This window comes from Streptomyces sp. NPDC041200 (assembly GCF_055591805.1).
Map to the genome: position 1 here is coordinate 155,622 of NZ_JBVIZF010000014.1, position 25,480 is coordinate 181,101.

Annotated in this window: 21 protein-coding genes; 10 read left to right on the plus strand and 11 right to left on the minus strand. The window is 70.8% G+C overall.

The genetic code is table 11. From position 1 onward, the window contains the following. Positions 1 to 145 precede the first annotated feature (145 nt). Complete coding sequence (locus ACZ6CL_RS27545; RefSeq protein WP_468940025.1) at positions 146 to 1,450, plus strand: citrate synthase; 1,305 nt, start codon at positions 146 to 148, stop codon at positions 1,448 to 1,450. Positions 1,451 to 1,820: 370 nt separating this feature from the next. Here the strand turns inward: ACZ6CL_RS27545 and ACZ6CL_RS27550 are convergent, their stop codons facing one another. The 3 genes from ACZ6CL_RS27550 to ACZ6CL_RS27560 all read right to left on the minus strand — a co-directional run bounded on the left by ACZ6CL_RS27550 (position 1,821) and on the right by ACZ6CL_RS27560 (position 5,127). Further along, positions 1,821 to 4,112 (minus strand): heavy metal translocating P-type ATPase, encoded by a 2,292-nt coding sequence (locus ACZ6CL_RS27550; protein WP_468940028.1) that lies wholly within the window; start codon positions 4,110 to 4,112, stop codon positions 1,821 to 1,823. Continuing rightward, positions 4,109 to 4,330, minus strand: coding sequence for a heavy-metal-associated domain-containing protein (locus tag ACZ6CL_RS27555; RefSeq protein WP_385437679.1), 222 nt, complete (start codon positions 4,328 to 4,330; stop codon positions 4,109 to 4,111). Before ACZ6CL_RS27555 ends, ACZ6CL_RS27550 begins: the two co-directional genes overlap by 4 nt. 146 nt (positions 4,331 to 4,476) lie before the next feature. Further along, positions 4,477 to 5,127: a TetR/AcrR family transcriptional regulator gene (locus ACZ6CL_RS27560; RefSeq protein WP_468940031.1), complete on the minus strand. Its 651-nt coding sequence runs from the start codon at positions 5,125 to 5,127 to the stop codon at positions 4,477 to 4,479. A 176-nt stretch (positions 5,128 to 5,303) separates the two neighbouring features. Between ACZ6CL_RS27560 and ACZ6CL_RS27565 the strand changes: the two genes are divergently transcribed. Then, positions 5,304 to 7,652 carry an MMPL family transporter gene (locus ACZ6CL_RS27565; protein WP_468940034.1) on the plus strand — a complete coding sequence of 783 codons (2,349 nt, stop codon included), beginning with the start codon at positions 5,304 to 5,306 and terminating at the stop codon, positions 7,650 to 7,652. A gap of 4 nt (positions 7,653 to 7,656) precedes the next feature. Here the strand turns inward: ACZ6CL_RS27565 and ACZ6CL_RS27570 are convergent, their stop codons facing one another. The 8 genes from ACZ6CL_RS27570 to ACZ6CL_RS27605 form a co-directional block, all read right to left on the minus strand. Then, positions 7,657 to 7,860: a helix-turn-helix transcriptional regulator gene (locus ACZ6CL_RS27570; protein ID WP_385437676.1), complete on the minus strand. Its 204-nt coding sequence runs from the start codon at positions 7,858 to 7,860 to the stop codon at positions 7,657 to 7,659. Between the two features lie 139 nt (positions 7,861 to 7,999). Further along, on the minus strand, positions 8,000 to 9,022 hold the full coding sequence (locus ACZ6CL_RS27575; RefSeq protein WP_468940038.1) for a Gfo/Idh/MocA family protein: 1,023 nt from the start codon (positions 9,020 to 9,022) through the stop codon (positions 8,000 to 8,002). An 86-nt stretch (positions 9,023 to 9,108) separates the two neighbouring features. Next, positions 9,109 to 9,966, minus strand: coding sequence for a sugar phosphate isomerase/epimerase family protein (locus ACZ6CL_RS27580; protein WP_468940041.1), 858 nt, complete (start codon positions 9,964 to 9,966; stop codon positions 9,109 to 9,111). Positions 9,967 to 10,057: 91 nt separating this feature from the next. Further along, a complete protein-coding gene (locus tag ACZ6CL_RS27585) occupies positions 10,058 to 11,077 on the minus strand; it encodes a Gfo/Idh/MocA family protein (protein WP_468940042.1) in 1,020 nt (339 codons plus the stop codon). Between the two features lie 82 nt (positions 11,078 to 11,159). Then, complete coding sequence (locus tag ACZ6CL_RS27590; RefSeq protein WP_450873891.1) at positions 11,160 to 12,080, minus strand: sugar phosphate isomerase/epimerase family protein; 921 nt, start codon at positions 12,078 to 12,080, stop codon at positions 11,160 to 11,162. A gap of 176 nt (positions 12,081 to 12,256) precedes the next feature. After that, on the minus strand, positions 12,257 to 13,132 hold the full coding sequence (locus ACZ6CL_RS27595) for an ATP-binding cassette domain-containing protein (protein ID WP_468940046.1): 876 nt from the start codon (positions 13,130 to 13,132) through the stop codon (positions 12,257 to 12,259). Between the two features lie 5 nt (positions 13,133 to 13,137). Continuing rightward, positions 13,138 to 14,208: an ABC transporter permease gene (locus ACZ6CL_RS27600; RefSeq protein ID WP_468940048.1), complete on the minus strand. Its 1,071-nt coding sequence runs from the start codon at positions 14,206 to 14,208 to the stop codon at positions 13,138 to 13,140. A 7-nt stretch (positions 14,209 to 14,215) separates the two neighbouring features. Beyond that, a complete protein-coding gene (locus ACZ6CL_RS27605; RefSeq protein ID WP_468940051.1) occupies positions 14,216 to 15,226 on the minus strand; it encodes a sugar ABC transporter substrate-binding protein in 1,011 nt (336 codons plus the stop codon). A gap of 292 nt (positions 15,227 to 15,518) precedes the next feature. Here ACZ6CL_RS27605 and iolC point away from each other — a divergent pair, with 292 nt between their 5' ends. The 8 genes from iolC to ACZ6CL_RS27645 all read left to right on the plus strand — a co-directional run bounded on the left by iolC (position 15,519) and on the right by ACZ6CL_RS27645 (position 25,453). Further along, the gene (gene iolC, locus ACZ6CL_RS27610) at positions 15,519 to 16,466 is read left to right on the plus strand and encodes a 5-dehydro-2-deoxygluconokinase (protein WP_468940054.1); all 948 of its coding nucleotides are present in this window, start codon (positions 15,519 to 15,521) and stop codon (positions 16,464 to 16,466) included. Positions 16,467 to 16,508: 42 nt separating this feature from the next. Further along, positions 16,509 to 17,387 (plus strand): Cgl0159 family (beta/alpha)8-fold protein, encoded by an 879-nt coding sequence (locus ACZ6CL_RS27615; RefSeq protein ID WP_468940057.1) that lies wholly within the window; start codon positions 16,509 to 16,511, stop codon positions 17,385 to 17,387. A gap of 78 nt (positions 17,388 to 17,465) precedes the next feature. Continuing rightward, a complete protein-coding gene (gene iolB, locus ACZ6CL_RS27620) occupies positions 17,466 to 18,380 on the plus strand; it encodes a 5-deoxy-glucuronate isomerase (protein WP_468940060.1) in 915 nt (304 codons plus the stop codon). Then, positions 18,377 to 20,254, plus strand: coding sequence for a 3D-(3,5/4)-trihydroxycyclohexane-1,2-dione acylhydrolase (decyclizing) (gene iolD / locus ACZ6CL_RS27625; RefSeq protein WP_468940062.1), 1,878 nt, complete (start codon positions 18,377 to 18,379; stop codon positions 20,252 to 20,254). The genes iolB and iolD overlap by 4 nt, the downstream gene beginning before the upstream one ends. A 28-nt stretch (positions 20,255 to 20,282) precedes the next feature. Next, on the plus strand, positions 20,283 to 21,779 hold the full coding sequence (locus ACZ6CL_RS27630) for a CoA-acylating methylmalonate-semialdehyde dehydrogenase (RefSeq protein ID WP_468940064.1): 1,497 nt from the start codon (positions 20,283 to 20,285) through the stop codon (positions 21,777 to 21,779). 141 nt (positions 21,780 to 21,920) lie between these two features. Continuing rightward, entirely contained in the window at positions 21,921 to 22,364 is a 444-nt protein-coding gene (locus ACZ6CL_RS27635) for a hypothetical protein (protein WP_468940067.1), read from the plus strand. 84 nt (positions 22,365 to 22,448) lie between these two features. Then, positions 22,449 to 24,569 (plus strand): FUSC family protein, encoded by a 2,121-nt coding sequence (locus ACZ6CL_RS27640; protein ID WP_468940070.1) that lies wholly within the window; start codon positions 22,449 to 22,451, stop codon positions 24,567 to 24,569. Between the two features lie 122 nt (positions 24,570 to 24,691). Next, the gene (locus tag ACZ6CL_RS27645; RefSeq protein ID WP_468940073.1) at positions 24,692 to 25,453 is read left to right on the plus strand and encodes a thioesterase II family protein; all 762 of its coding nucleotides are present in this window, start codon (positions 24,692 to 24,694) and stop codon (positions 25,451 to 25,453) included. Positions 25,454 to 25,480 lie beyond the last annotated feature (27 nt).

The window sequence follows — 25,480 nt, forward strand, 5'->3', positions numbered from 1 at the left end:
CGGTGACGAACGGGGCAGGATGGCCGTGTGGGCGGCACTGAGTGCCGCCAAAAGGCCCTTCAGTCGACCCCGAGTGCACATTCGTCACCCGAGTAGGGGAAGGTGGGGGGAGTCAGGGCACCTCGAGGAAGAGAACCAGACGTCGGTGAGGGATGACGTGAGCGACGACAACTCTGTAGTACTGCGGTACGGAGACGACGAATACACCTACCCGGTGGTCGACAGCACCGTTGGTGACAAGGGCTTCGACATCGGCAAGCTGCGCGCCCAGACCGGTCTGGTGACCCTGGACTCCGGTTACGGCAACACCGCCGCGTACAAGTCCGGCATCACCTATCTGGACGGCGAGCAGGGCATTCTGCGGTACCGCGGGTACCCCATCGAGCAGCTGGCGGAGCGCGCCTCCTTCGTGGAGACGGCCTTCCTCCTGATCAACGGCGAGCTGCCGACGGTCGACGAACTCGCGGCGTTCCGCGAGGACATCACCCGCCACACGCTGCTCCACGAAGACGTCAAACGGTTCTACGACGGCTTCCCGCGGGACGCCCACCCGATGGCGATGCTGTCCTCCGTGGTCAGCGCGCTGTCGACGTTCTACCAGGACAGCCACAACCCGTTCGACGAGAAGCAGCGAAACCTGTCGACGACCCGGCTGCTGGCCAAGCTGCCGACCATCGCGGCGTACGCGTACAAGAAGTCGGTGGGCCACCCGTTCGTCTACCCGCGCAACGACCTCGGCTACGTCGAGAACTTCCTGCGGATGACGTTCTCGGTCCCGGCGCAGGAGTACGACCTGGACCCGGTCGTGGTCAGCGCGCTCGACAAGCTGCTGATCCTGCACGCCGACCACGAGCAGAACTGTTCGACCTCCACGGTCCGGCTCGTCGGCTCCTCGCAGGCCAACATGTTCGCCTCCATCTCGGCGGGCATCAACGCCCTGTGGGGCCCGCTGCACGGCGGCGCCAACCAGTCGGTGCTGGAGATGCTCGAGGGCATCCAGGCGTCCGGCAGCGACGTCGACACCTTCATCCGCAAGGTGAAGAACAAGGAAGACGGCGTGAAGCTCATGGGCTTCGGGCACCGCGTCTACAAGAACTTCGACCCCCGGGCGAAGATCATCAAGTCGGCGGCGCACGACGTCCTCTCCGCGCTCGGCAAGTCCGACGAGCTGCTCGACATCGCGCTCAAGCTCGAGGAGCACGCGCTCGCCGACGACTACTTCGTGGAGCGCAAGCTCTACCCGAACGTGGACTTCTACACCGGTCTGATCTACCGGGCGATGGGCTTCCCGACCGAGATGTTCACCGTGCTGTTCGCGCTCGGCCGGCTGCCGGGCTGGATCGCCCAGTGGCACGAGATGATCAAGGAGCCGGGCTCCCGCATCGGCCGCCCGCGCCAGATCTACACGGGCGTCGTCGAGCGCGACTTCGTCCCGGTGGAGCAGCGCTAAAGAGAGTCAGAAGCGCCCCGCTGCCGATCCCCCCACGGGTCGGAGCGGGGCGCTTCCCTTGTCCCGGTTCGGATTCCCCCCACGGGATCCGGCCCGGGCGTTCAGTGGGCCCCTACGGGCTTGTGCGGACGCGATCTGCCGGGACGCGTACGTACGGGAGGGCCGCTCAAAGCTCCCCGGGCACGTCGCCCCGGCCACGCGTAGCAGGATGCGTCCCCCAAGACGTATCCTCACCGCCCCATTAGACTCGCGACCCCCCGCAATGGTTACGTTGGGTTGCCTGTGATCTGCGTCTCTTGCCATATGCGGGCGTAAAGGGCAAGAGCCCCGATTCAAAGATCAGGGCTCTTGTGTATGGGTGTTGTGCGGCTTATGGGGACTCGGTGGAGACCGTGGACGCCGTGAAGGACCGCAGTCGCAGACTGTTGCTCACGACGAACACGGACGAGAACGCCATCGCGGCGCCCGCGATCATCGGGTTGAGCAGGCCCGCCGCGGCGAGCGGCAGGGCGGCGACGTTGTAGCCGAACGCCCAGAACAGGTTGCCCTTGATGGTGCCGAGGGTCCGCCGCGCCAGCCGGATCGCGTCGGCGGCCACCCGCAGGTCACCCCGGACGAGGGTGAGGTCGCCCGCCTCGATCGCCGCGTCCGTCCCCGTCCCCATGGCGAGGCCGAGGTCGGCGGTGGCCAGGGCGGCGGCGTCGTTGACCCCGTCGCCGACCATGGCGACCGTACGGCCCTCGTCCTGCAGCCGCTTCACGACGGCGACCTTGTCCTCCGGCAGGACCTCGGCGATGACCTCGTCGATGCCGACCTCGCGCGCGACCGACTCGGCCACGCGCCGGTTGTCGCCGGTCAGCAGTACCGGGGTGAGGCCGAGGGCGCGCAATTGGGCGACGGCCTCGGCGCTGGTCTCCTTGACCGCGTCGGCGACGGTCAGGACGCCCCGGGCGCGCCCGTCCCAGGCCACGGCGACCGCCGTACGGCCCTCCGCCTCGGCCGTGGCCTTGGCGGCGGCCAGCTCCTCCGGCAGGTCGACGGACCACTGGGCGAGCAGCTTGTCGCGGCCGACGAGCACCGCGTGCCCGTCCACGGTGCCCTGGACGCCGAGCCCGGGCACGGAATGGAAGCTCTCGGGCACCGGGAGCGCCCCGGTGCGTGTCGCCGCGCCGTCCGCGATGGCGCGGGCGATGGGGTGCTCGCTGGCGTGCTCCAGCGCGCCCGCGAGCCGCAGCAGCTCGTCCTCGCTGGTGCGCGGCGCCAGGATGACCTGGTGCAGCCGCATCCTGCCGGTGGTCACGGTGCCGGTCTTGTCGAGGACGACGGTGTCCACCCGGCGGGTCGACTCCAGCACTTCGGGGCCCTTGATGAGGATGCCCAGCTGCGCGCCGCGGCCGGTGCCGACCATGAGCGCGGTCGGGGTGGCCAGGCCCAGGGCGCACGGGCAGGCGATGATCAGGACGGCGACGGCGGCGGTGAACGCGGCGGTCGCGTCGTTCGTCGTCAGCCACCAGGCCAGCAGGGTGCCCACGGCGATCAGCAGCACGACCGGCACGAAGACGCCGGAGACCCGGTCGGCGAGCCGCTGCACCTCGGCCTTGCCGTTCTGCGCGTCCTCCACCAGGCGGGCCATCCGGGACAGCTGGGTGTCGGCGCCGACCCGGGTGGCCTCCACGACGACGCGGCCCGCCGTGTTGACGGTCGCGCCCGCGACCGTGTCGCCCACCACGACGTCCACCGGAACGGACTCGCCGGTCAGCATCGAGGCGTCGACGGCCGAGCTGCCCTCGACCACCGTGCCATCGGTGGCGATCTTCTCGCCGGGGCGGACGACGAAGCGGTCGCCAACCGCCAGTTCGCGCACCGGGACGCGCACCTCACGGCCACCGCGCAGCACGGTGACGTCCCTCGCGCCCAGCTCCATCAGGGCACGCAGTGCCGCCCCCGCCCGCCGCTTGGACTTCGCCTCCAGGTAGCGGCCGATGAGGATGAAGGTGGTGACTCCGGCGGCCGCCTCCAGGTAGATCGAGGACGAGCCGTTCGCACGGGTGACGGTGAGGTCGAAGCCGTGCCGCATGCCGGACATGCCCGCGTCGCCGAAGAACAGGGCCCACACGGACCAGCCGAGCGCCGCGAGGGTGCCGAGGGAGACCAGGGTGTCCATGGTGGCCGCGCCGTGCCGGGCGTTCGTCCAGGCGGCCTTGTGGAAGGGCGTACCGCCCCAGATGACGACGGGCGCCGCGAGGGTGAGGGAGAGCCACTGCCAGTTGTCGAACTGGAACGAGGGCACCATCGCCAGCACCACGACCGGCAGGGAGAGGAGGAGCGAGACGAGCATGCGGTGGCGCAGCGCGTCGCGCCCGCCCGGCGCCGGGGCCCCGGCCTCGGCGCCGTCGGCCTCGGGCGCCGGCTCCGGTTCGGCGGGGGGCGGTTCCTCGGCGGTGTAGCCGGTCTTGATGACCGTGGCGATGAGGTCCGCGACCTCGACCCCGCTGCCGTAGGAGACCTGGGCCTTCTCGGTGGCGTAGTTCACCGTGGCGGTGACCCCGTCCAGCCGGTTGAGCTTCTTCTCGATGCGCGCCGCGCAGGAAGCGCAGGTCATGCCGCCGATGGCCAGCTCGACCCGCGCCTCGTGCCCGGCGGCGGGAGCCGTGAGGGTCATGCGAGTTCGTAACCTGCTTCGTCGACGGCGGCGCGGACGGCTTCGGCGTCCAGCGGGGCGGTCGAGACCACGGTGACCTGGCCGGTGGAGGCCACGGCCTTGACGGAGCTGACGCCGTCGAGGGCGCCGATTTCCTCGGCGACGGCACCCTCGCAGTGGCCGCAGGTCATGCCGGTCACCTGGTAGACGGCGGTGACGGTGTTCGCCTCGGAGCTCATGGGTTTCTCCTTGAGTGGGGGAGTGGCTGACGGTACGCGAGGGACGCCGGTTGGCGCAGCGCCTCCTGTCACTCCAACTTTATACCCCTAGGGGGTATTCCCGGAAGCCGGGGCGCCACAGGGGAAAGGTTGCCGGGTGGTGGCGGTCAGTGCCGGATCGGCGCTGCCTCGGTGCCGACGACGGGGGCCAGGTACCCGTACAGGCAGTTCTTCAGCTCGGTGATGTACGCCTCCCGGTCCTCGCCCTCATGGGAGAGGATCAGCTCCAGCCCGGCCTTGAACAGGGCGAACCCCATGGTCGCGATGTGCGTGCGGCGCTCCGGGGGCAGCTCGGGGGCGTAGGCGCCGATCAGCTCCTCGACCCGGGTCTGCAGCGTGGCCGCCAGCGCCGCGTGCTCCTCGGCGACCGTGCCCGGGGTGTCGGAGGAGCAGATCAGGGTGAGGAAGACGGGGTTGGCGCAGTTGAACTCGATCATCGGATCGAGGACCACGTCCAGCATCTCGCCGAGCGGCAGCGCGGCGTTCTCCTCGGAGAAGGCCACACCGTGGGTGTCCCGCATCTGCTGGGTGAGGCGGTCGCCCAGCTCGACGGCGATGGCCTCCTTGTTCGGGAAGAACTGGTACAGCGTGCCGGGGGAGACCCCGGCTTCGCGGGCGATCGCGTTGGTGCTCGCGGAGGTGTATCCGGTGCGGCAGAAGACGCTGGCGGCGGCGTCCAGCAACTGCTGGATCCTGCGCTCGCCGCGCGCCTGCCTGCGGCGAGGGTTCGCGGGTCGGGCTGCCTGGCTCTCGGTCACAATCCCCAGCTTCCCATGTGCGATTGACAAACACGAGTGCCCGCTCGCATTCTTGAGAAATGCGAGCGGTCGCTCGTGTTTGCCAGTCCGTGGCAATCAGCGACCCATGCTGCCCGCCTGTCCGCTTGCCCGAGCGGGGGCGGCCGCATGGGCTCAGGCGAAGGGGACACCGCGTCATGACCGACGTCAATCGGCCGCCCGGCGAGCGGATCGGGGGATGGACCCGCCTGGTCACCGCCAGACCGCGGCTGTCCCTGCTGATCGCCCTGCTCTTCACGGCGCTCGCCGTCGTGGCCGGAAGCGGAGTCGCCGACCGGCTGTCGGGCGGCGGCTGGGAGGACCCGGCGTCCCAGTCCTCGTACGCCACCAAGGCGCTGGAGAAGCACTTCCCCGCCTCCCAGCCCAACCTCATCCTGCTCGTCGACGGCGGCGGCAAGAAGGTGGACGCCCCGGCGGTCGCCGCCGAGGCCCGGGCGCTCGCCAAGAAGCTCGCGGGCGAGAAGGACGTCACCGGCGTCACCTCCTACTGGGACACCGGCGCCTCCGTGCTGCGCAGCAAGGACCGCGGCGAGGCGCTCATCGCCGCGCGCGTCACCGGCGACGAGAACGCCGCGGGCAAGGCGCTGGAGCGGATCGCCCCCGACCTCCGCGGGCAGCACGGACCGGTCGAGGTCTCCATCGGCGGCCCCGTCGCGGTCAAGCAGGAGATGCAGACCACCATCCAGGAAGACCTGCTGCGCGCCGAGATGATGGCCCTGCCCGTCACCCTGGTGCTGCTCGTCATGGTCTTCGGCAGCGCGGTGGCCGCCCTGCTGCCGCTCGGCATCGGCGTCATCGCGATCCTGGGCACCGACGCCGTGCTGCGTGTGCTCACCGAGTTCACCGACGTCTCGGTCTTCGCGCAGAACCTGACCACCGCGCTCGGCCTCGGACTCGCCATCGACTACGCCCTGTTCATCGTGCGGCGCTTCCGCGAAGAGTTGTCGGCGGGCGGCGAGACCCTCCCGGCCGTGGCCACCACCCTGCGCACCGCCGGGCGGACCGTGCTCTTCTCGGCGCTCACCGTCGCCGTCTCGCTCGCCGCGATGATGGTCTTCCCGCAGTACTTCCTGCGCTCCTTCGCCTACGCGGGCATCGCCGTGGTGCTCATCGCCGCGGCCGCCGCCCTGGTGGTGCTGCCCGCCGCGCTCATCCTGCTCGGCGACCGCGTCAACAAGTGGGACCTCACCCGGCTGCTGCGCCGCGGCCGCCCCACCGACGGGGCCGCGGCCAAGGCCGAACCGGGCGCGGGCTGGGGCCGGTTCGCCCGGCTGGTGATGCGGCGCGCCCCCCTCTTCGCCCTGGCCACCGTCGCCGGGCTGGTGGCGCTGGGGCTGCCCTTCCTGCGGGTGGAGTTCGGCACCGCGGACGACCGCCAGCTGCCCTCCGGCGCCGAATCCCACGTCGTCCAGCAGCACATCCGGGACGGCTTCGCGGGCGGACCCGGCGGCGGGGTGGAGATCCTCGCCGAGGGCAAGCCCGGCGCCGCGGCGCTCGCCGACTACAGCGCCAAGGTCTCCGCCCTCCCCGGGGTGCTGCGGGTGGACAGCCCGGCCGGTCACTTCGCGGACGGCCGCCAGGTGGGCAAGCCCGGCCCGGCCGAAGCGGCGCGCGCGGCCGGTGGCGCGGCGTATCTCAGCGTGCAGCCCAAGGGCGAGGGCGTGGAGCCCGCCACCCAGGACCTGGTGCGGGACATCCGGGCCCAAAGCCCCCCGTTCCAGACCTCCGTGACCGGCACCGCCGCCGTCCTGGTGGACACCAAGGAATCCCTGGGCGACCGGGTCCCCTGGGCGGGCGCGATCATCATCGCCGTCACCCTGCTGCTGGTCTTCCTGCTCACCGGAAGCCTGCTGATCCCGCTCCAGGCCGTGCTGCTCAACGCGCTCAGCCTCACCGCGATGTTCGGCGCCATGGTGTGGGTCTTCCAGGAGGGGCATCTGTCCGGGCCGCTGGCCTTCACCAGCTCCGGAGACATAGAGACGACCCTGCCGGTGCTCATGTTCTGCGTCGCCTTCGGGCTCTCCATGGACTACGGCGTCTTCCTGCTCTCACGCATCAAGGAGGAGTACGAGCGCACCGGGGACCACGAGGCGGCGGTGGAGTTCGGACTGCGGCGCACCGGCGGGCTGATCACGGCGGCGGCGCTGATCCTGGCCGTGGTCATGGTGGCCATCGGCACCTCGCGGGTCACCAACACCAAGATGCTCGGCCTCGGCATCGCCCTGGCCGTGCTGATGGACGCGATGGTGGTGCGCAGCCTGCTGGTACCGGCGGTGATGAAGCTGACCGGCCGCGCCACCTGGTGGGCCCCGGGCCCGCTGCGCCGCCTGCACGCCCGGTTCGGGCTGAGCGAGGGGGAGTCCGCCCCTTCGCACGACAACCCCTCCGGCGATGCGTCCGGTGGTTCCTCCGGCGAACCCGACGAGGGGGCGGGCACGGCCCCGGGAAAGGGGGACCGGCGCCGGGACCGGGTGAGTACGCACTGACCCGCTAGTCCTCGCGCCGGGCGCGGCGGTTGCCGGGTCTGCGGGCCACCCAGGCCCGGATCGTATCCGCGTACCAATACGGTTTGCCGCCCTCCACCAGATCGGGGGGCGGCATGTGACCGTGCTTGCGATAGGACCGTACGGTGTCGGTCTGCACACCGATATGTGCGGCGATCTCCTTGTAGGACCACAGCCTTCGATCGGTCATCACTCGCGCCCTTTCACTCGGCCTGTGTCCGGTGAACGAGGCCGGGTGACGGGCGGCTAGGGGCTGTTGAACACCTGTGACGTAAGCCGCGCGGAGATGTGACGCCTGTGACCGCCGGGTGACGCGACGGCCCGGGGGCTCACGCCTCCAGGTCGGACATCCGTTTGGTGATCTCGGCGAGCTGGACCGGGCGGTGCTCCAGGCGGGACAGCTCGCACGCCTCGGCCACCAGCAGCGCGTACAGCGCCTGCTGGCCGGAGCACGGGTTGGGGGCCTCGCCCCGGGCCGCCCTGACGAAGGCCGCCAGCTCCGCCCGGTACGCGGCCTCGAACCGCTCCAGGAAGTTGGCCCAGGGCTGGGCGGGGCCGGGGGGACCGCCCGGTTCGGCCGAGGTGAACGGCGTACGGTCGTCCAGGCCGACCACGAACTGGTCGCGCTCCCCGGACAGTTCCATCCGTACGTCGTAACCGGCCCCGTTGTAGCGGGTGGCGGTCGCGGTGACCAGCGTGCCGTCGTCCAGGGTGAGCAGCGCCGCCGCCGTGTCGACGTCGCCCGCCTCGCGGAAGAAGGCGGCGCCGCCGTCCGAACCGGACGCGAACACCTCCACCACCTCACGGCCCGTCAGCCAGCGCACGGCGTCGAAGTCGTGCACCAGACAGTCCCGGATCAGCCCGCCCGAGTGGGGCAGGAACTCCGGCGGCGGGGGCGAGGCGTCGGAGGTGACGGCCCGCAGGGTGTGCACCCGGCCGAGCCGCCCGCTCCGCAGCGCCTCGCGCGCGGCCAGGTACCCGGCGTCGAAGCGGCGCTGGAACCCCATCTGGAGCATGGTCCCGGCCCGTTCGACCTCGCGCAGCGCGCGGACCGTGCCCGCGAGGTCCAGGGCGATGGGTTTCTCGCAGTACGTGGGCAGCCCGGCGCGTGCTGCTCGGGTGATCAGTTCGGCGTGGGTGACGGTCGGGGTGGCGATCACCAGGGCGTCGATGCCGCCCTCGAAGACCGCGTCCACCGACACGGCGGCCCGGGCGCCGACGCGCTCGGCGACCTCGGCGGCCCGCCCGGCGTCGGCGTCACCGATCAGCAGCTCGTCGACCCCGTCCGTACTGGCCAGGGCGGCGGCGTGGAAGGCGCCGATGCGGCCCGCGCCGAGGAATCCGATGCGCATGTGAGTGTCGTCCCATCTCGTCGGGGTCGTTATGGGGTGGCGGCGGTGGAACGGGTCGGGCCGCGCATGTCGGCCTCGAAGAGCGGTCAATTCCAGGAGGAGAGGTATTCGTCGATCTTCCGGCGCATGAAGAGGGACGATTCGCGGGCGCGGTCCTCCCAGGCGAAGACGCAGGAGGTCAGCGTGCCGTCGAAGTCGTTGTCGCGGAGCGCGCCGAACAGCGCGTCGAAGTCGACCTCGCCCTGCCCGATGTCCAGGTGCTGGTGGATACGGGCCGTCGAACCGGGCGGGTTGATGATGTAGCGCAGCCCCGAGGACGCGGTGTGATCGAAGGTGTCGGCCAGATGCACATGGGTGAGCAGATCGCCCGCGTGCTTGATCAGGCCGGGGGCGTCATTGCCGTGGTGGAAGGTGTGCGGGGCGCAGTAGAGGTACGACACCTGGGGGTGGTTGATGCCCCGGATCATGTTGATCGCCTCGTACCCCTCCTCGATGAAGTCATCGGGGTGCGGCTCCAGCGTCAGCCGGATGGACTCACGCTCGAAGACCGGCAGCAGCTCCTCGATCGACCGCCAGAACTGGCCCTCGCTGCGGCTGGGGTCCTCGGGGCGGCCGTTGAACTCCGAGATCATGCTGTCCACGCCCAGATCGGCGGTGATCTGGATGGCCCGCTTCCAGTAGCGGACGGCGGCCTGGCGCTCGTCCTCGTCCGGACCGGACCAGCGGAACAGCGGCAGTACGGAGGAGATCTTCACCCCGGCGGCGTCCAGCGCCTTGCGGAACTGCCGCACCGTGCCGTCATCGACCCTCGGGTGCTTGAAGAAGGGGATGAAGTCGTCTCGGGGCGACAGCTCGATGTACTCGAAGCCCAGCTCGGCGACGAGGGCCGGGAGTTCGAGCAGCGGGCCCTTGCGCAGCATATGCGGGTCGAGGGCGATCTTCATTGGAAGGAGAAACCTTTCCACCAGGGAGAACGTGTGGGATAGGGAGACCGGGGCGGGCCGACCGTGGCGGCGACCGGCCCGCCCGGGAGCGTCAGGCGTAGAAGGCGGGGCGCACGATCATGTCGACCGGTGTGCGCTCACCGGTGATCTGCGCGCGCACGCCCGCCTCGCACACGGCGGCCGCCGCGTAGCCGTCCCAGGCGCTCGGGCCCTCGACCTCGCCGCGCTTGGTGGCGTTGACCCAGGCCTGCACCTCGCGGTCGTACGCCTCCTCGAAGCGGGCCACGAAGTCGGGGGCGATCTCGCCGCCCCAGGTGCCGGGGCGGTTGACGAGCATGCCGTGGGCGTCGCCGACGCGCGCGGTGCCGCGCTCGCAGACCGCCTCGGCCTGGACCTGGTAGCCGAAGCCGCAGCTCGCGAAGATCTCGACGTTGACGATCGCGCCGCCGGTGGTCTCGAAGATCACCAGCTGGGGGTCGGCCAGCCCCTCGGGGGCGTTCGAGTTGGGGGTCGGCTTGAGCACGGTGACGTTGGCGATCTCCTGCTCCAGCAGCCAGCGCGACTGGTCCATCTCGTGCACCACGGAGTCGTTGATCAGCATCTCGGTGGTGAAGTACGAGTGCACCGACGCGTTGCGGTGGCGGCAGTGCATCAGCAGCGGGCGGCCCAGCTCACCGGAGGCGAGCAGCGCCTTGAGCTTCATGAACTCGGTGTCGTAGCGGCGCATGAAGCCGACCTGGACGCGGCGGTGGCCGAGCCGCTGCTCGGCCTCCAGCACCCGCAGCGCGGACTCCGAGTCCGGGGTCAGCGGCTTCTCGCACAGCACCGGCAGATCGTGCTCGAACGCGCTGAGCAGCGCGGCCTCGTGCGCGGGGCCGGGCGAGGCGATGAGTACCGCGTCCACGCCCGGCGCGGCCATGGCGGCGGCCGGGTCGGTGAACGCCTGACAGCCCTCGGAGAGGTCGGCGACGGACTTGGCGCGCGCCTCGTCGATGTCGACCACGGCGGCCACCCGGGCGCCGCTGATCACGTCGTTGATGCGGCGGACGTGGTCGGCGCCCATCTTGCCGGTCCCGATGACGGCGATCCCGAGCGTGCCCTGCTGGGTCATAGGTGTCTCTTTTCTCTTTCTGCTCGTCCGGCGGAGGGGAGGAGATCCGAGGGGATCGGAGGGGATCGGAGGAGACGGAGGGTCAGGCGCCGCAGGAGCGCAGGAAGCGCCGGGTGCGCTGGGCGATGGGGAACGGCTGGTCGGGCGGGCAGGGGTACATGTCCTGCTCGACGATGGCGAACAGGTCCACGTCCAGCTTCTGGGCGGCCGCCAGGACCGGCTCCAGCTCCGGGACGCCCTTCGGCGGCTCGCACATCACGCCGCGCTTGACGGCCGGGCCGAACGGCACGCCGTTCTTGACCACGTCGGACAGGATCTCGGGGTCGACCTGCTTGAGGTGGAGGTAGCCGATGCGCTCGCCGTAGGTCTCGATGAGCTTGACGCTGTCCCCGCCGCAGTAGGCGTAGTGGCCGGTGTCCAGGCAGAGGTTGACCAGGTCGGAGTCGGTGGCGTCGAGGAAGCGGGCCACGTTCTCCTCGCCGTCGATGTGGGTGTCGGCGTGCGGGTGGACGACGATGTCGAGCCCGAAGCGCTCGCGCACCTCACGGCCGAGGCGCTCCATGCCGGTGGACAGGTGGCGCCACTGCTCGGCGGTCAGCTCGGGCGGCTCGATGATCTCGGCGGTCTTGTCGTCGCGCCAGAAGGAGGGGATGACCACGAGGTGCTTCGCGTTCATGGCCCGGGTCAGCTCCGCGACCTGGGAGACGTGCTCCCAGGTGGCGTCCCAGACGTCGGGGCCGCGGTGCAGCGAGGTGAAGATCGTGCCCGCCGAGACCGTGAGGTTCCGGCGGGTGATCTCCTCGGTGAGCCGGGCGGGATCGGTCGGCAGATAGCCGTACGGGCCCAGCTCGATCCACTCGTAACCGGCCTCCGCGACCTCGTCGAGGAAGCGCTGCCAGGGGACCTGCTGCGAGTCGTCCGGGAACCACACCCCCCAGGAGTCGGGGGCCGAGCCGACCCGGATGCGGTCCAGGGCGGGTGCGGGGGAGGCGGCGGCAGTCATGGAAGAGGGTCTCCTCTCGCCGGTCCGGGGGGACCGGGGAAGGGGGCAGTGCGGGTCGCTTGCTCTCGATGGTGGTCGGGGCCCGCGATTCATGCTGGTTTGGGCAGCTTTACGGGCCGGGCCGGGGGCCGTCAAGACTTCGTCAGGACATTCGGACGTAATGTCAGTACGTCATGTCACGCCGAGGGGGTGTTGACGGCCTCGGGAAGCTCCTCCACATCGACCCCGCGCACCTGCGCCAGCTCGTGTTTGAGGGCGGCCAGCTCGGTGCCGCCGGCCATGTGGTTGGTGAGTTCCTCGAGGCTGACGTCGTCCCGGGCGGCGTTCAGCTCCAGGGCGCCGAGTCTCAGCACCGAGAAGTGGTCGCCGACCATGTACGCGTGGTGCGGGTTGTGGGTGATGAAGATGACGCCGAGGCCCCGCTCGCGGGCGGCCGCGATGTACTTCAGGACGACGCCCGACTGCTTGACGCCCAGGGCCGCGGTGGGCTCGTCCAGGATCAGCACCCTGGCGCCGAAGTACACCGCCCGCGCGATGGCCACGGACTGCCGCTGGCCTCCGGAGAGGGTGCCGATGGGCTGTTCCAGGTTGTCCAGGTGGATGCCCATGGCGGACAGCTCGGTCTGGGTGGTCTCCTTCATCCGCTCGATGTCGAGGCGGCGGACGGGCCAGGGGCCGCGGGTCAGCTCGGAGCCGAGGAAGAAGTTCCGCCACACCGGCATCAGGGGCACCGTGGCCAGGTCCTGGTAGACGGTGGCGATGCCGAGGTCGAGGGCCTCGCGCGGGTTGTGGAGCCGTACCGGCTTGCCGTCGACGACGTACTCGCCCTCGTCGTGCTGGTGCAGCCCGGAGATGATCTTGATGAGGGTGGACTTGCCCGCGCCGTTGTCACCGAGGACGCAGGTCACCTGGCCCGGCCGGACGTCGAGGTCGATGCCGTCCAGGGCCCGGACGTTGCCGTACAGCTTGCCGACGCCCTTGAGCTGGACGACCGGCTCCGTCTCCTCGGCCCCGGCGGCGGGGGCGGGCTTCGTGAGGTCGTTGGCGGACATTCCCATCACCTCCTGGTGGCCTGACGGCGCACCCACAGATTCACGAGCGTGGCGAGCAGGAGCATCACGCCGACGAAGAACTTGAACCAGTCCGGGTTCCAGTTGGCGTAGACGATGCCCTGGTTGACCATGCCGAAGATGAAGGCGCCCAGCAGCGCGCCGATCGCGGAGCCGTAGCCGCCGGTGAGCAGACAGCCGCCGATCACCGCCGCGATGATGTAGTAGAACTCGTTGCCGACGCCCTCACCGGCCTGCACGGTGTTGTACTCGAAGAGCAGGTGCATCCCGACGAACCAGGCCCCGAAGCCCACGGTCATGAAGAGCGCGATCTTGGTGAGGTTCACCGGCACGCCGACCGCCCGGGCGCTCTCCTTGGAGCCGCCCGCCGCGAAGATCCAGTTGCCGAACTTGGTGCGCAGCAGGACCCAGGTGGCGAGGGCGGCGAAGGCCAGCCAGTAGAACACGGTGATGTTCACATCGACGCCGAAGACCGGGACGTCGGAGGCGAAGACCGCCTTGGCCGAGTCGAAGCCGTCCATGTCGTTGATGGCGTTCGTGGCGACGTTGTCGGTCAGCAGCTTGGTGATGGCCAGGTTGAGGCCCTGGAGCATCAGGAAGCTGGCGAGCGAGACCAGGAAGCTGGGCAGCCCGGTCTTGATCAGCAGGAGCCCGTTGATCAGGCCCACCCCGAGGGAAACGATCAGGGCGACCCCGACGCCGACCCACACGTTGGCGGTCATCTGGAAGCTGAGCATGCTCGCGGTCAGCGCCGAGGAGGTGACGGCGACACCGGCCGACAGGTCGAACTCGCCGCCGATCATCAGCAGGGAGACCGCGAGCGCCATGATGCCCAGGGTCGAGCCCTGGTAGAGCACGGTGGCGAACGAGTCGGCCTGGCGGAAGGTGGGGGCGACGGCGAAGAAGAAGACGTAGACGCCGATGGCGGCGACCAGCGCGCCGATCTCCGGCCGGGCGAGGGCCCGGCGGGCCAGCGAGCGGTCGGCGGTGCGGGTCTTTGGGGCCGCCGCGGGGGAGGTCGGTGGCATGGCGGCGGCGGGCGGGGCGGCTTGGGTCATGGCCGGATCACCGGTTTCCCTTCGCGGCGAACTTGGCGATCTTCTCCACGTTGTCCTTGGTGACGAACGCGGGGCCGGTCAGCACGGGTGCCTCGCCGCCGCCGCTGAAGTTGCCGTTGTTCTTGTAGAGCCACAGGGAGTCGACGGCCAGATAGCCCTGGAGGTAGGGCTGCTGGTCCACGGCCAGTTGCACATCCCCGCTCTTGACGGCGGCGATGAGGTCCTTGTTGAGGTCGAAGGTGGCGACCTTGGCCTTGCCGCCGGACTCCTTGGCGGCCTGCACGGCGGTCAGGGCGAACGGCGCGCCGAGCGTGACGACGTAGTCGATGCTGGAGTCCTGCTTGAGCTTGGCGGAGATCGTGGACTTGACCGACGGCATGTCGGTCCCGTTGACGTAGAGCGTGTCTGTCTTGCCCTTGAAGGTCTTCTTCACACCCGCGCAGCGGGCCTCCAGGGCGACGTGGCCCTGCTCCTGGATGACACAGATGTTGTGCTTGGCGCCCATCGCGTTGAGGCGCTTGCCGAAGGCCTGACCGGCGAGGTTCTCGTCCTGGCCGAAGTATTCGAGCAGCCCCTGCGCCTTCCAGTCCTCCAGGCCGGAGTTGAAGCCGACCACGGGGATCCCGGCCTTCTCGGCCTTGGCGATCGCGCCCTTCATCGCGGCGGGCTTGGCCAGCGTGACGGCGATGCCGTCGACCTTCTGGTTGATCGCGTTGCGGATGAGGTTGGCCTGGTCGCCACCGTTCGGATTGCTGGAGTAGACCAGATTGACGTTGTCCTTGGCCGCGGCCGCCTTGGCGCCCTTGCGGACCGTGTCCCAGAAGGTGTCACCGGGGGCGGCGTGGGTGATCATCGCGATCTTCATCCGGGGGGTGTTGGCCTTGCCCGCCGAGATGTCATCCGCGGCGTCCTGGGCCTTTTTGCCCCCTTGACTGCTGCACCCCGTTGCGAGGAGAACCGTTACGGCGGCGATGGCGGTGAGTCCCGCGCGGCGGCGTCGGTCGAATCTGAGGTCCATGTGCTCCAGCACCTCTCAGCCAGGTCCGGTGTTAACAGAGCTGTTGCATGAGGGGGAGCCAACTCCTCGCGGACGCCGCCTGTCAAGAGTTTGTCATGACAACATTTCATCTGGACGTAACGAGGCTATAACGCACGGGCGGCGACTCCAGGGCGAGTCTCGTGGTTACGTCCGAATGTAATGACAAATCCTTGACAGCGGCCTGTGGGTCCGTCTAGACCTGAAGGGGCCGGGCGGGGCCCGGTGTTCGCCCACGACAATCCTGAGCTGCGTCTTTCCCGAAGGGGCACGCATGAGTGAGCCGTACGACCTGATCACGATGGGCCGCATCGGAGTGGACCTCTACCCGCTGCAGACCGGAGTGCCGCTGCCACAGGTCGAGTCATTCGGAAAGTTCCTGGGCGGCTCGGCGACCAACGTCGCGGTGGCCGCGGCCCGCTTCGGCCACCGCTCCGCGGTGATCAGCCGTACCGGAGCGGACCCGTTCGGCGAGTACATCCACCAGGAACTCCAGGGGTTCGGCGTGGACGACCGCTTCGTCACGCCGGTCGAGGACTACCCGACCCCCATCACCTTCTGCGAGATCTTCCCGCCCGACGACTTCCCGCTCTACTTCTACCGCCGCCCCAAGGCCCCCGACCTGGAGATCTACCCCGACGAGCTGGACCTCGACGCGGTCCGCGCCGCCCGGATCTTCTGGATGACCGGCACCGGCCTCAGCGAGGAGCCCAGCCGCGGCAGCACCCTCGCCGCCCTCGCCCACCGTGCCAAGAGCGGCATCACCGTCTTCGACCTCGACTGGCGCCCCATGTTCTGGAAGGACCCCGAGACGGCGCGCCCCTTCTACGCCGAGGCCCTGCGCCACGCCACCGTCGCCGTCGGCAACGTGGACGAGTGCGAGATCGCCACCGGTGTCCGGGAACCCGTGGCCTGCGCCCAGGCCCTGCTGGACGCGGGCGTTGAGCTGGCCGTCGTCAAACAGGGCCCCAAGGGAGTCCTCGCCGTGCACCGCGACGGCACCTCCACCGAGGTCCCGCCCGTCCCGGTCGACGTCGTCAACGGACTCGGCGCGGGCGACGCGTTCGGCGGCGCCCTGTGCCACGGGCTGCTGGCGGGCTGGGACCCGGAGCGGATCATGCGCTACGCCAACGCCGCGGGCGCGATCGTCGCGTCCCGCCTCGCCTGCTCCTCCGCGATGCCGACGGAAGCCGAGGTCGAGGCCCTGCTCAGCCAATCGTGACGCGGTTCGCCGTTCTGCCGGACCCCAAGTAGGGAGCCCTTCTTGAGTATCAGCATCTCCGACCTCGTGACGGTGCGCAGCCGCCACCCGGAGGCCATCGCCGAGGCCGCCGCACGCCGGGTCCGCCGCCCGCTGATCGGCGACAGCGGCCGACTCATGATCGTGGCCGCCGACCACCCGGCGCGCGGCGCCCTCGCCGTCGGCGGGCACAAGCTGGCCATGGCCAACCGGGCCGATCTGCTGGAGCGGCTGTGCCTGGCGCTGTCCCGCCCGGGCGTCGACGGGGTGCTGGCCACCGCCGACATCCTGGAGGACCTGCTGCTGCTCGGCGCCCTCGACGGCAAGGTCGTCATGGGCTCGATGAACCGCGGCGGGCTGGCCGGTGCCTCGTTCGAGCTGGACGACCGCTTCACCGGCCACCGCCCGCAGGACATCGAGCGGCTGCGCTTCGACGCCGGGAAGCTGCTGCTGCGGGTCGACTACGACGACGCCGGGTCGCTCAGCACCATGCTCACCACGGCCCGCGCCATCGACGAGATGGCGGAGCGGCGGCTTCCGGTCTTCGTCGAGCCGTTCATCTCCCGCCGGATAGACGGCCGGGTCTCCAACGACCTGAGCGCCGAGGCCGTCACCAAGTCCATCGCGATCGCCTCCGGGCTCGCCGGGACGTCCGCGTACACCTGGCTGAAGGTGCCGGTCACCAACGACCCGGACGAGATGGCCGCCGTCATGGAGACGAGCACCCTGCCCGCGGTGCTGCTCGGCGGCGAGGTGGGGAAGGACCAGGAGGGGGCGTACGAGAAGTGGCGCAAGGCGCTGCGGCTGCCCACCGTCCAGGGCCTGGTCGTCGGCCGCTCGCTGCTCTATCCGGCGGAGGGCAGCGTGGAGACCGCCGTGGACACCGCCGTCGGCCTGCTGTGAATCGGCCCCTGCTGTGAAGGCCCGCTCTTCATCGGCCCGCTCTGCATCGGCCCCGGAACCGGAGGAAACACTGACGCCATGACCACCCACGAATCTTCCCTTGGCTTCCATGTGCAGGCCGGTAAGGCGGCCGACGGCCCGTACGCGCTGGACATCGACCCCGCGCGGGCCGGATGGGGCTACTCCAGCCTGCGCGTGCTCGACCTGCCGCCCGGCGGCTCGCACCAGCTGGCCACCGGCGACAGCGAGTGGATCGTGCTGCCGCTCAGCGGCGGCTGCACGGTGATCACCGAGGGCGAGACCTTCGAACTCCAGGGCCGGGAGAGCGTGTTCAGCGGGGTGAGCGACTTCGCGTACGTCCCGCGCGACGCCCACGCCACGATCGCCAGCGGCGCCGGGGGCCGCTTCGCGCTCACCGGCGCCCGCTGCGAGCGCAGGCTGCCCGCCCGCTACGGGCCCGCCTCGGCCGTCCCCGTCGAGCTGCGCGGCACCGGCAACTGCTCGCGCCAGGTCAACAACTTCGGCGCCGCCGGGGTTTTCGAGTGCGACAAGCTCATCGCCGTCGAGGTGCTCACCCCCGGCGGCAACTGGTCCTCGTATCCGCCGCACAAGCACGACGAGTGCCGCCCCGGCGAGGAGAGCGAGCTGGAGGAGATCTACTACTTCGAGATCGCCGAGGCCCACGGCAACGAGGGCGTCGGCTACCAGCGCGTCTCGCCCTCCGGCCGCGGCCGCGGCACCGATGTGCTGGCCGAGGTCCGCTCCGGGGACGCGGTCCTCATCCCGGACGGCTGGCACGGCCCCTCCATCGCCGCGCCCGGCCACGCCATGTACTACCTCAACGTCATGGCGGGCCCCGGCGAGGAGCGCGCCTGGCTGATCTGCGACCACCCCGACCACGGCTGGATCCGCTCCACCTGGCCCGACCAGCCCGTCGACCCCCGCCTTCCGCTGTACGCAGCCCCTGAAGCTCCCGCAGGAGACGCCCGATGACCACCCGCCGCCTCACCGTCGCCCAGGCCCTGGTCGAGTTCCTGGCGCACCAGTACACCGAGCGGGACGGGCAGCGGCACCGTCTGATCAACGCCACCTGGGGCATCTTCGGCCACGGCAATGTGGCCGGGCTCGGCCAGGCGCTGCTGGAGGCCGGACAGGACACCATGCCGTACCTCCAGGGCCGCAACGAGCAGGCGATGGTGCACGCCGCGGTCGGCTACGCCCGCCAGTCCAACCGGCTCGCCGCCCAGGCCGTCACCACCTCCATCGGGCCCGGCGCCACCAACCTGGTCACCGGTGCCGCACTGGCCACCGTCAACCGGCTGCCGGTGCTGCTGCTGCCCGGCGACATCTTCACGACCCGGCCCGCCGACCCCGTGCTCCAGCAGCTGGAGGTGCCGTACGCGGGCGACGTGTCCGTCAACGACGCGCTGCGCCCGGTCTCCCGCTACTTCGACCGCGTCGTACGCCCCGAAGCGCTGATCCCGGCCGCGCTCGCCGCGATGCGGGTGCTCAGCGACCCGGCCGAGACCGGCGCGGTCACCCTGGCCATGCCGCAGGACGTGCAGGCCGAGGCGTTCGACTGGCCGGAGGAGTTCTTCGCCGACCGGGTGTGGCGCGTGCGCCGCCCCGTCCCGGAGCACGCCGAGACCCTCGCCGCCGCGCAGGCCATCCGCGCCGCCCGGCGCCCGCTGGTCGTCGCGGGCGGCGGCGTCCACCACAGCGAGGCCGAGGGAGCGCTGCGGGCGTTCGCCGACGCCACCGGCATCCCGGTCGCCTCCACCCAGGCGGGCAAGGGCTCGCTGCGCCACGACCACCCGGCCGACATCGGCGGCATCGGGCACACCGGCACCGCCGTCGCCGACGACCTGGCCCGCACCGCGGACCTGATCATCGGGGTCGGCACCCGCTACAGCGACTTCACCACCGCCTCCGCGACCCTCTTCACGGACCCGGGCGTCCGCTTCCTCAACCTCAACATCACCGGATTCGACGCCCACAAGCTGGCCGCCACCACCCTGGTCGCCGACGCCCGCGCCGGCCTTGAGGCGCTCACCGCCGAGCTGGCCGGTCACCGGGTCGATACGACGTACGAGGCCGAGTACCGCACCGGCAAGGCCGCGTGGGAGCGCCGGGTGGACGCCGCGTACGCCGCCGAGGACGCCTCCGTACGGCCCTCCCAGACCCAGGTGCTGGGCGCGCTGGACGCGGTGGTCGGTGACGACGACGTGGTGATCAACGCGGCGGGCTCGCTCCCCGGCGACCTGCACAAGCTGTGGCGGGCCCGCTCGCCCCGCCAGTACCACCTGGAGTACGGCTACTCCTGCATGGGCTACGAGATCCCGGGCGCCATCGGCGTACGGCTCGCGGCCCCCGACACCCCGGTGTGGGCGCTGGTAGGGGACGGTACGTACCTGATGATGCCGACCGAGATCGTCACCGCGGTCCAGGAGGGCATCAACATCAACGTCGTCCTCCTCCAGAACCACGGCTACGCCTCGATCGGCGGTCTGTCGGAGGAGACCGGCGCCGAGCGGTTCGGCACCGCCTACCGCTTCCGGTCCGCCGACGGCCTCTACACCGGCGATCCGCTCCCCGTGGACCTGGCCGCGAACGCCGCCTCGCTCGGCATGGACGTGCTGCGCGCCGCGACCGTGGCCGAGCTGCGCGAGGCGCTCGCGGCGGCCCGCGCCTCGGACCGTCCCACATGTGTCTATGTGGAGACCGAAACGGGCGACACAGTGTCGGGCGCCCCTGACGCACAGGCGTGGTGGGATGTGCCCGTAGCCGAGACCGCGAGCCGCCCGGCCGCCGTGAAGGCCCGCGAGGAGTACGACCGGCACGCCGCCGGCCGCCGCCGCCACCTCTGACGTTTTTCGAGAGAAAGGCTCCGCACCCATGAAGACCGTCAACCACTGGATCGGCGGGAAGTCCGTCGAGGGCACCTCCGGCAACCACGGCCCGGTGTACAACCCCGCCACCGGCGCCCAGGACACCCGGGTCGCCCTCGCCTCGGTCGGTGAGGTCGACGCGGCCGTCGCGTCCGCGAAGGAGGCGTACCGGTCCTGGGGCACCATCTCGCTGTCCAAGCGCTCCTCGATCCTCTACAAGTACCGCGAGCTGCTGGACGCCCACCGCGACGAGATCGCCGAGCTGATCACCGCCGAGCACGGCAAGGTGCACTCGGACGCGCTCGGCGAGGTGGCCCGCGGCCTGGAGATCGTCGAGCTGGCCTGCGGCATCGCCGAGAAGCTCAAGGGCGAGCTGTCCACCCAGGTCTCCACCGGGGTCGACGTCTCCTCGATCCGTCAGCCGCTGGGCGTCGTCGCGGGCATCACGCCGTTCAACTTCCCGGCCATGGTGCCGATGTGGATGTTCCCGGTGGCCGTCGCCTGCGGCAACACCTTCGTCCTCAAGCCCAGCGAGAAGGACCCGTCGGCCTCCTGCCGGCTGGCCGAGCTGGCGTCCGAGGCGGGGCTGCCGGACGGTGTGCTCAACGTCGTCCACGGTGACAAGGTGGCCGTGGACCGGCTGCTGGAGCACCCGGACATCGCCGCGGTCAGCTTCGTCGGCTCCACCCCGATCGCCAAGTACATCCAGTCCAAGGCCGTCGAGCACGGCAAGCGGGTGCAGGCGCTCGGCGGCGCCAAGAACCACATGCTGGTGCTGCCCGACGCCGACCTGGACTTCGCGGCGGACAACGCGATCAACGCGGCCTACGGCTCGGCCGGTGAGCGCTGCATGGCGGTCTCCGTCGTGGTCGCCGTCGGCGACATCGGCGACGACCTGGTGAAGAAGATCGCCGACCGCGCCGCCAAGCTCCGCATCGGCCCCGGCAACGACCCGTCCTCCGAGATGGGCCCGCTGATCACCAAGGAGCACCGGGACAAGGTCGCCTCCTACGTCCACGGGGCCGCCGCCCAGGGCGCCGAGGTGGTCGTGGACGGCACCGGCTACTCGGTCGAGGGCCACGAGAACGGGTTCTTCATCGGCGTCTCGCTGCTGGACAAGGTCCCCGCCACCGCCGACGCCTACCGCGACGAGATCTTCGGCCCGGTGCTGTGCGTGGTCCGCGCCGAGACGTACGACGAGGCCATCGAGCTGATCAACTCCTCGAAGTGGGGCAACGGCACCGCGATCTTCACCCGGGACGGCGGCGCCGCCCGCCGCTTCCAGCTGGAGGTGGAGGCGGGCATGGTCGGCGTCAACGTGCCGATCCCGGTGCCGGTGGGCTACCACTCCTTCGGCGGCTGGAAGGACTCGCTCTTCGGCGACCAGCACATCTACGGCAACGACGGGGTGCACTTCTACACCCGCGGCAAGGTCGTCACCACCCGCTGGCCGGAGCCCTCGGAAGAGGTCGGCATCAACCTGGGATTCCCCAAGAACCACTGATCGCCTGACGGTCGCGTCCCCCGCCGGTCTCGGACCGGCGGGGGTTTCGCCGTTCACAGGGCAACCATCTACCCCTCCTGTAGGTCTTCTTGAGTGTTCGCCCGAACAATGGGCACACGACCACATTCAGGGGGATCTCCTATGCTTCGCACCCTTTGCTGCTCCGCGGCCGCGCTCGGCCTCGGGCTCGTGCTGGCCGCGGGCTCGCCCGCGGCCGCCGCTGCGCACGGCGCCACGACCGATCCGAACGGCCGCTTCACCGCCGAGGAGATCCACCACTTCCTGGAGGGCTTCTACGGCAACCACGGGCCGCGCCCCTGGGAGCGCGAGAACCTGGTCTCCGACCACCTCAAGGAGCGGATCGCCGAGACCCCCGACTACGACCTGCTGCTGTGCGCGCAGAACGAGCCGCGGGACATCGAGGTCGGCGAGGTGACCACGGCGCAGTCCGCCCGGGTCGGCTGGGCGACGGTCACCACCCACTGGGGCCAGGGCGCGACCGGCTCCTTCACCGCGTACGTCGACCTCGACGCGACCCGGCCCATCGAGCTGCTCGACGTGGACTGCGCAACATCTGAGGGCTGACGCGGGCCGAAAGGGCGGGAAAGCGAGGAATCAGCCAAAGACGGCCGGTTCCTCGCTTGCAGATCAAGGTCGTAGTCTCGGCGTATGAGCTGGTCACACGCGCTGAAGCAGACGGCCCAGGCCGGTTTGACGATCGAGCGCATCCGGCTGGAGCCGCTGGTCGCGGTCCGCGGCGCCTGCGGTGTGGCCATCGTCATCGGGCTGACCCTCTGGTTCGGCTCGCCCACCCTCGCGGTGTCGTCCGCGTTCGGCGCGTTCTCCGCCGGGATCGCCATCTTCCAGAAGAGCTGGCGGCCCCGCCCGGAGCTGGCGCTCGCCGCGGCGTCCCTGCTCGCGGTCTCCACCTTCCTCGGCTATCTGGCCGCCGCCCACGTCGCCACCTTCGTCGTGATGCTCGCCGTATGGACGCTGCTGACCGGCATGTCGTGGGCGGTCGGCCCGGTCTCCGGGCTGGTGTCGACCCAGATGGTCGCGGTGATGCTGGTCACCGTCACCCTCCCCACCTCGGTGCTCGGCGCCCTGGAGCACGCCGCGCTGATCGGACTGGGCGGCGTCGTCCAGGCAGCGCTGATCCTGCTCTTCCCGGTACGGCCCTGGGGTGTGCAGCGCGACGCCCTCGCGGACGCGCTCGCCGGCGTCGCCGACTACGCCCGGCGGCTGCGCCACGACCCGCAGGCGCCGTTCGACCCGCAGCCGCTGATGGACGCCCGCAGCGCCGCCGCCGTCACCCCGCGCGCGGCGAAGCGGCGCCCGAGCCAGCTGCGCGGCTACCGGCTGCTGGCCGAGCGGATCCGGCCGGTGCTCGCGTCGATGGCCGACCCGGTGGTCGGCGCCCCGATGCTCGGGCCCGAGCGCGACCGGGTGCGCGAGCTGCTGGCCGCGACCGCCACCGTGCTGGACGCGGTGGCCCACGGCGTCCGCCGGAACAAGCCGGTCCGGCTGCCGCCCGAGGCGATGGCGGTGCTGGAGGTGCCGGAGAGCGGCCCGATGCTGGACGGTGCGGCCCGCCGCGCCGCGCTGAAGCTGATGGCCCTGGTGAACGACGTCGTGGAGTCCTCGGACGAGCGGGTGGAGGCGGTGACCTCCGAGGGCACCAAGGACCGCCGCCATCTGCCCCGCCCGACCGTCCCCGGCCTGGTGCCGGTGGCGCTGCGCGCCCTGCGCCGCGAGGTCCGCTGGGACTCGCGCATCCTGCGGCACGCGGTGCGCCTCACCGTGGTGGCGGTCTGCGGCTATCTGCTGGGCACCATCCTGCCGTTCGGCCATGGCTACTGGGCGCCGCTGACCTCGGTGATGGTGCTGCGCCCGGACTTCGGTCAGACCTTCTCGCGCGGGGTCGCCCGCTTCTTCGGCACTCTGGCCGGGGTCCTGATCGGCGGTCTTGTGGTGACGCTGGCCCACCCGGACCCGTATGTGAGCGCCACGCTGGCCGTGGTGTGCGCGGCCTTCATGTTCATGCTGCTGCGCACCGGCTTCATCGTGGCCTCGCTGTGCGTGAGCGCGTACGTGGTCTTCCTGCTCGGCATCGCGGGCGCGGAGGTCGGCCAGACCGTTCAGGCGCGGGTGGCGCTGACGCTGCTGGGCGGGCTGATGGCGATGGCCTCGTACGTGGTCTTCCCCGCCTGGGAGACCCCGCTGCTGCGCGACCGGCTGGCCGACTGGCTGACCGCGGGCGGCCAGTACGCCATCGCTGTCTTCGACGCCCACGCCCGCCCCGCCGAGCGCCGCCCCCGCCAGGTGCGGGAGGCGCTGCTGGACCAGCGGGCGGCCCGCAACGAGTACGAGCAACTGGACGGCCGGGCCCGCCGGGAACCGGTGCGCCACCGCGGGCTCGGCCCCCGGGCGGCGCAGGCGGCGCAGACCGCGCTGTCCACCGCGGGCCGGGTCACCATGCTGCTGGAGGCGCATCTTCCGGACCGCGACGCGGCCCCGTCGCCGGAGGCCGGGGAGTTCGCGGCGGCGCTGCGGACGGCGGTTCCGAAGGCCGTGGAGGCGGTCCGGGAGCGGCGGCCGCTGGACTGGACCGCCGTACAGGAGTCGCTGGAGCACTGGCAGGAGCGCGCGGGGGAGCGGCAGGGGGTCGCGGTGCGCAGTGCCGAGCTGTTGGTGGAGGCGCTGGACGACCTGGCGCAGGCGCTTGCCGGGGGCGCGCGGCAGCAGCCCGCACTCCAAGACCCCACTCGTGGGGGTGGCCCCGAGCGTTAGGGGTGCCCCCTACATCTACTGTCGTGTTAGAACATTTGGGGGCAGCTTGTTCTGACGCATCTTCTGGTGGGTGAGCGGCTGTTGCGACCGCGAACCCGATGAGGGAAAGACTTTTCACGTACATGGGTGCTCAGCAAGCAGACAGCGTCTGGATACGACGGTTCCATCCGGCACCCGAGAGCCGCGTGCGGCTGGTCTGCCTGCCGCACGCCGGGGGCTCGGCGCCGTTCTTCTTCCCGGTGTCACAAGCGCTTTCACCTGCCGTCGACGTCCTCTCGCTGCAGTATCCGGGGCGTCAGGACCGGCGTCTCGATCCGCGCATCGAGGACATCGGCGAGTACGCGGACGCCATCGCCGCGGAGTTGAAGCCCTGGCTCGATCTGCCGATCGCCTTCTTCGGCCACAGCATGGGCGCCGTCCTCGCGTTCGAGGTGACGCGGCGGCTGGAGGCGGCCGATCCGGAGTTCTCCCCGGTCGCCCTCTTCGCCTCGGGCCGCCGGGCACCGTCCCGTTACCGGGACGAGAATGTGCACCGCCGCGACGATGACGGCATCGTGCGCGAAATGAAGGTGCTGAGCGGAACCGACGCACGGGTCCTCGGGAATGAGGAGATCCTGCGCATGGTGATGCCCGCGATCCGCGGTGACTACAAGGCGGTTGAGACCTACCGCTCCGAGCCGGGCGCCGTCGTCCGCGCTCCGATCACCGTGCTGACCGGCGACGACGACCCCAGGACCAGCCTGGACGAGGCGCAGGCGTGGCGGGAGCACACCACCGGCGCGTTCGACATCCGGGTGTTCCCGGGCGGCCACTTCTTCTTGGCCAACCATCAGGCGGAGATCACGAGTCTGCTGTCCGGGGCGCTTTCGGCGTCACGTCCCTGACCCGGCCGATTCGTATCGCACGACCGA

What these genes read in the sequence shown, in the direction of transcription:
- ACZ6CL_RS27550 (WP_468940028.1), bottom strand. Translation starts at nt 4,112, where the DNA reads ATGACCCTCACGGCTCCCGCCGCCGGGCACGAGGCGCGGGTCGAGCTG.
- ACZ6CL_RS27555 (WP_385437679.1), bottom strand. Translation starts at nt 4,330, where the DNA reads ATGAGCTCCGAGGCGAACACCGTCACCGCCGTCTACCAGGTGACCGGC.
- ACZ6CL_RS27565 (WP_468940034.1), top strand. Translation starts at nt 5,304, where the DNA reads ATGACCGACGTCAATCGGCCGCCCGGCGAGCGGATCGGGGGATGGACC.
- ACZ6CL_RS27570 (WP_385437676.1), bottom strand. Translation starts at nt 7,860, where the DNA reads ATGACCGATCGAAGGCTGTGGTCCTACAAGGAGATCGCCGCACATATC.
- ACZ6CL_RS27575 (WP_468940038.1), bottom strand. Translation starts at nt 9,022, where the DNA reads ATGCGCATCGGATTCCTCGGCGCGGGCCGCATCGGCGCCTTCCACGCC.
- ACZ6CL_RS27580 (WP_468940041.1), bottom strand. Translation starts at nt 9,966, where the DNA reads ATGAAGATCGCCCTCGACCCGCATATGCTGCGCAAGGGCCCGCTGCTC.
- ACZ6CL_RS27585 (WP_468940042.1), bottom strand. Translation starts at nt 11,077, where the DNA reads ATGACCCAGCAGGGCACGCTCGGGATCGCCGTCATCGGGACCGGCAAG.
- ACZ6CL_RS27590 (WP_450873891.1), bottom strand. Translation starts at nt 12,080, where the DNA reads ATGACTGCCGCCGCCTCCCCCGCACCCGCCCTGGACCGCATCCGGGTC.
- ACZ6CL_RS27595 (WP_468940046.1), bottom strand. Translation starts at nt 13,132, where the DNA reads ATGTCCGCCAACGACCTCACGAAGCCCGCCCCCGCCGCCGGGGCCGAG.
- ACZ6CL_RS27600 (WP_468940048.1), bottom strand. Translation starts at nt 14,208, where the DNA reads ATGACCCAAGCCGCCCCGCCCGCCGCCGCCATGCCACCGACCTCCCCC.
- ACZ6CL_RS27605 (WP_468940051.1), bottom strand. Translation starts at nt 15,226, where the DNA reads ATGGACCTCAGATTCGACCGACGCCGCCGCGCGGGACTCACCGCCATC.
- iolC (WP_468940054.1), top strand. Translation starts at nt 15,519, where the DNA reads ATGAGTGAGCCGTACGACCTGATCACGATGGGCCGCATCGGAGTGGAC.
- iolB (WP_468940060.1), top strand. Translation starts at nt 17,466, where the DNA reads ATGACCACCCACGAATCTTCCCTTGGCTTCCATGTGCAGGCCGGTAAG.
- iolD (WP_468940062.1), top strand. Translation starts at nt 18,377, where the DNA reads ATGACCACCCGCCGCCTCACCGTCGCCCAGGCCCTGGTCGAGTTCCTG.
- ACZ6CL_RS27630 (WP_468940064.1), top strand. Translation starts at nt 20,283, where the DNA reads ATGAAGACCGTCAACCACTGGATCGGCGGGAAGTCCGTCGAGGGCACC.
- ACZ6CL_RS27635 (WP_468940067.1), top strand. Translation starts at nt 21,921, where the DNA reads ATGCTTCGCACCCTTTGCTGCTCCGCGGCCGCGCTCGGCCTCGGGCTC.
- ACZ6CL_RS27640 (WP_468940070.1), top strand. Translation starts at nt 22,449, where the DNA reads ATGAGCTGGTCACACGCGCTGAAGCAGACGGCCCAGGCCGGTTTGACG.
- ACZ6CL_RS27645 (WP_468940073.1), top strand. Translation starts at nt 24,692, where the DNA reads ATGGGTGCTCAGCAAGCAGACAGCGTCTGGATACGACGGTTCCATCCG.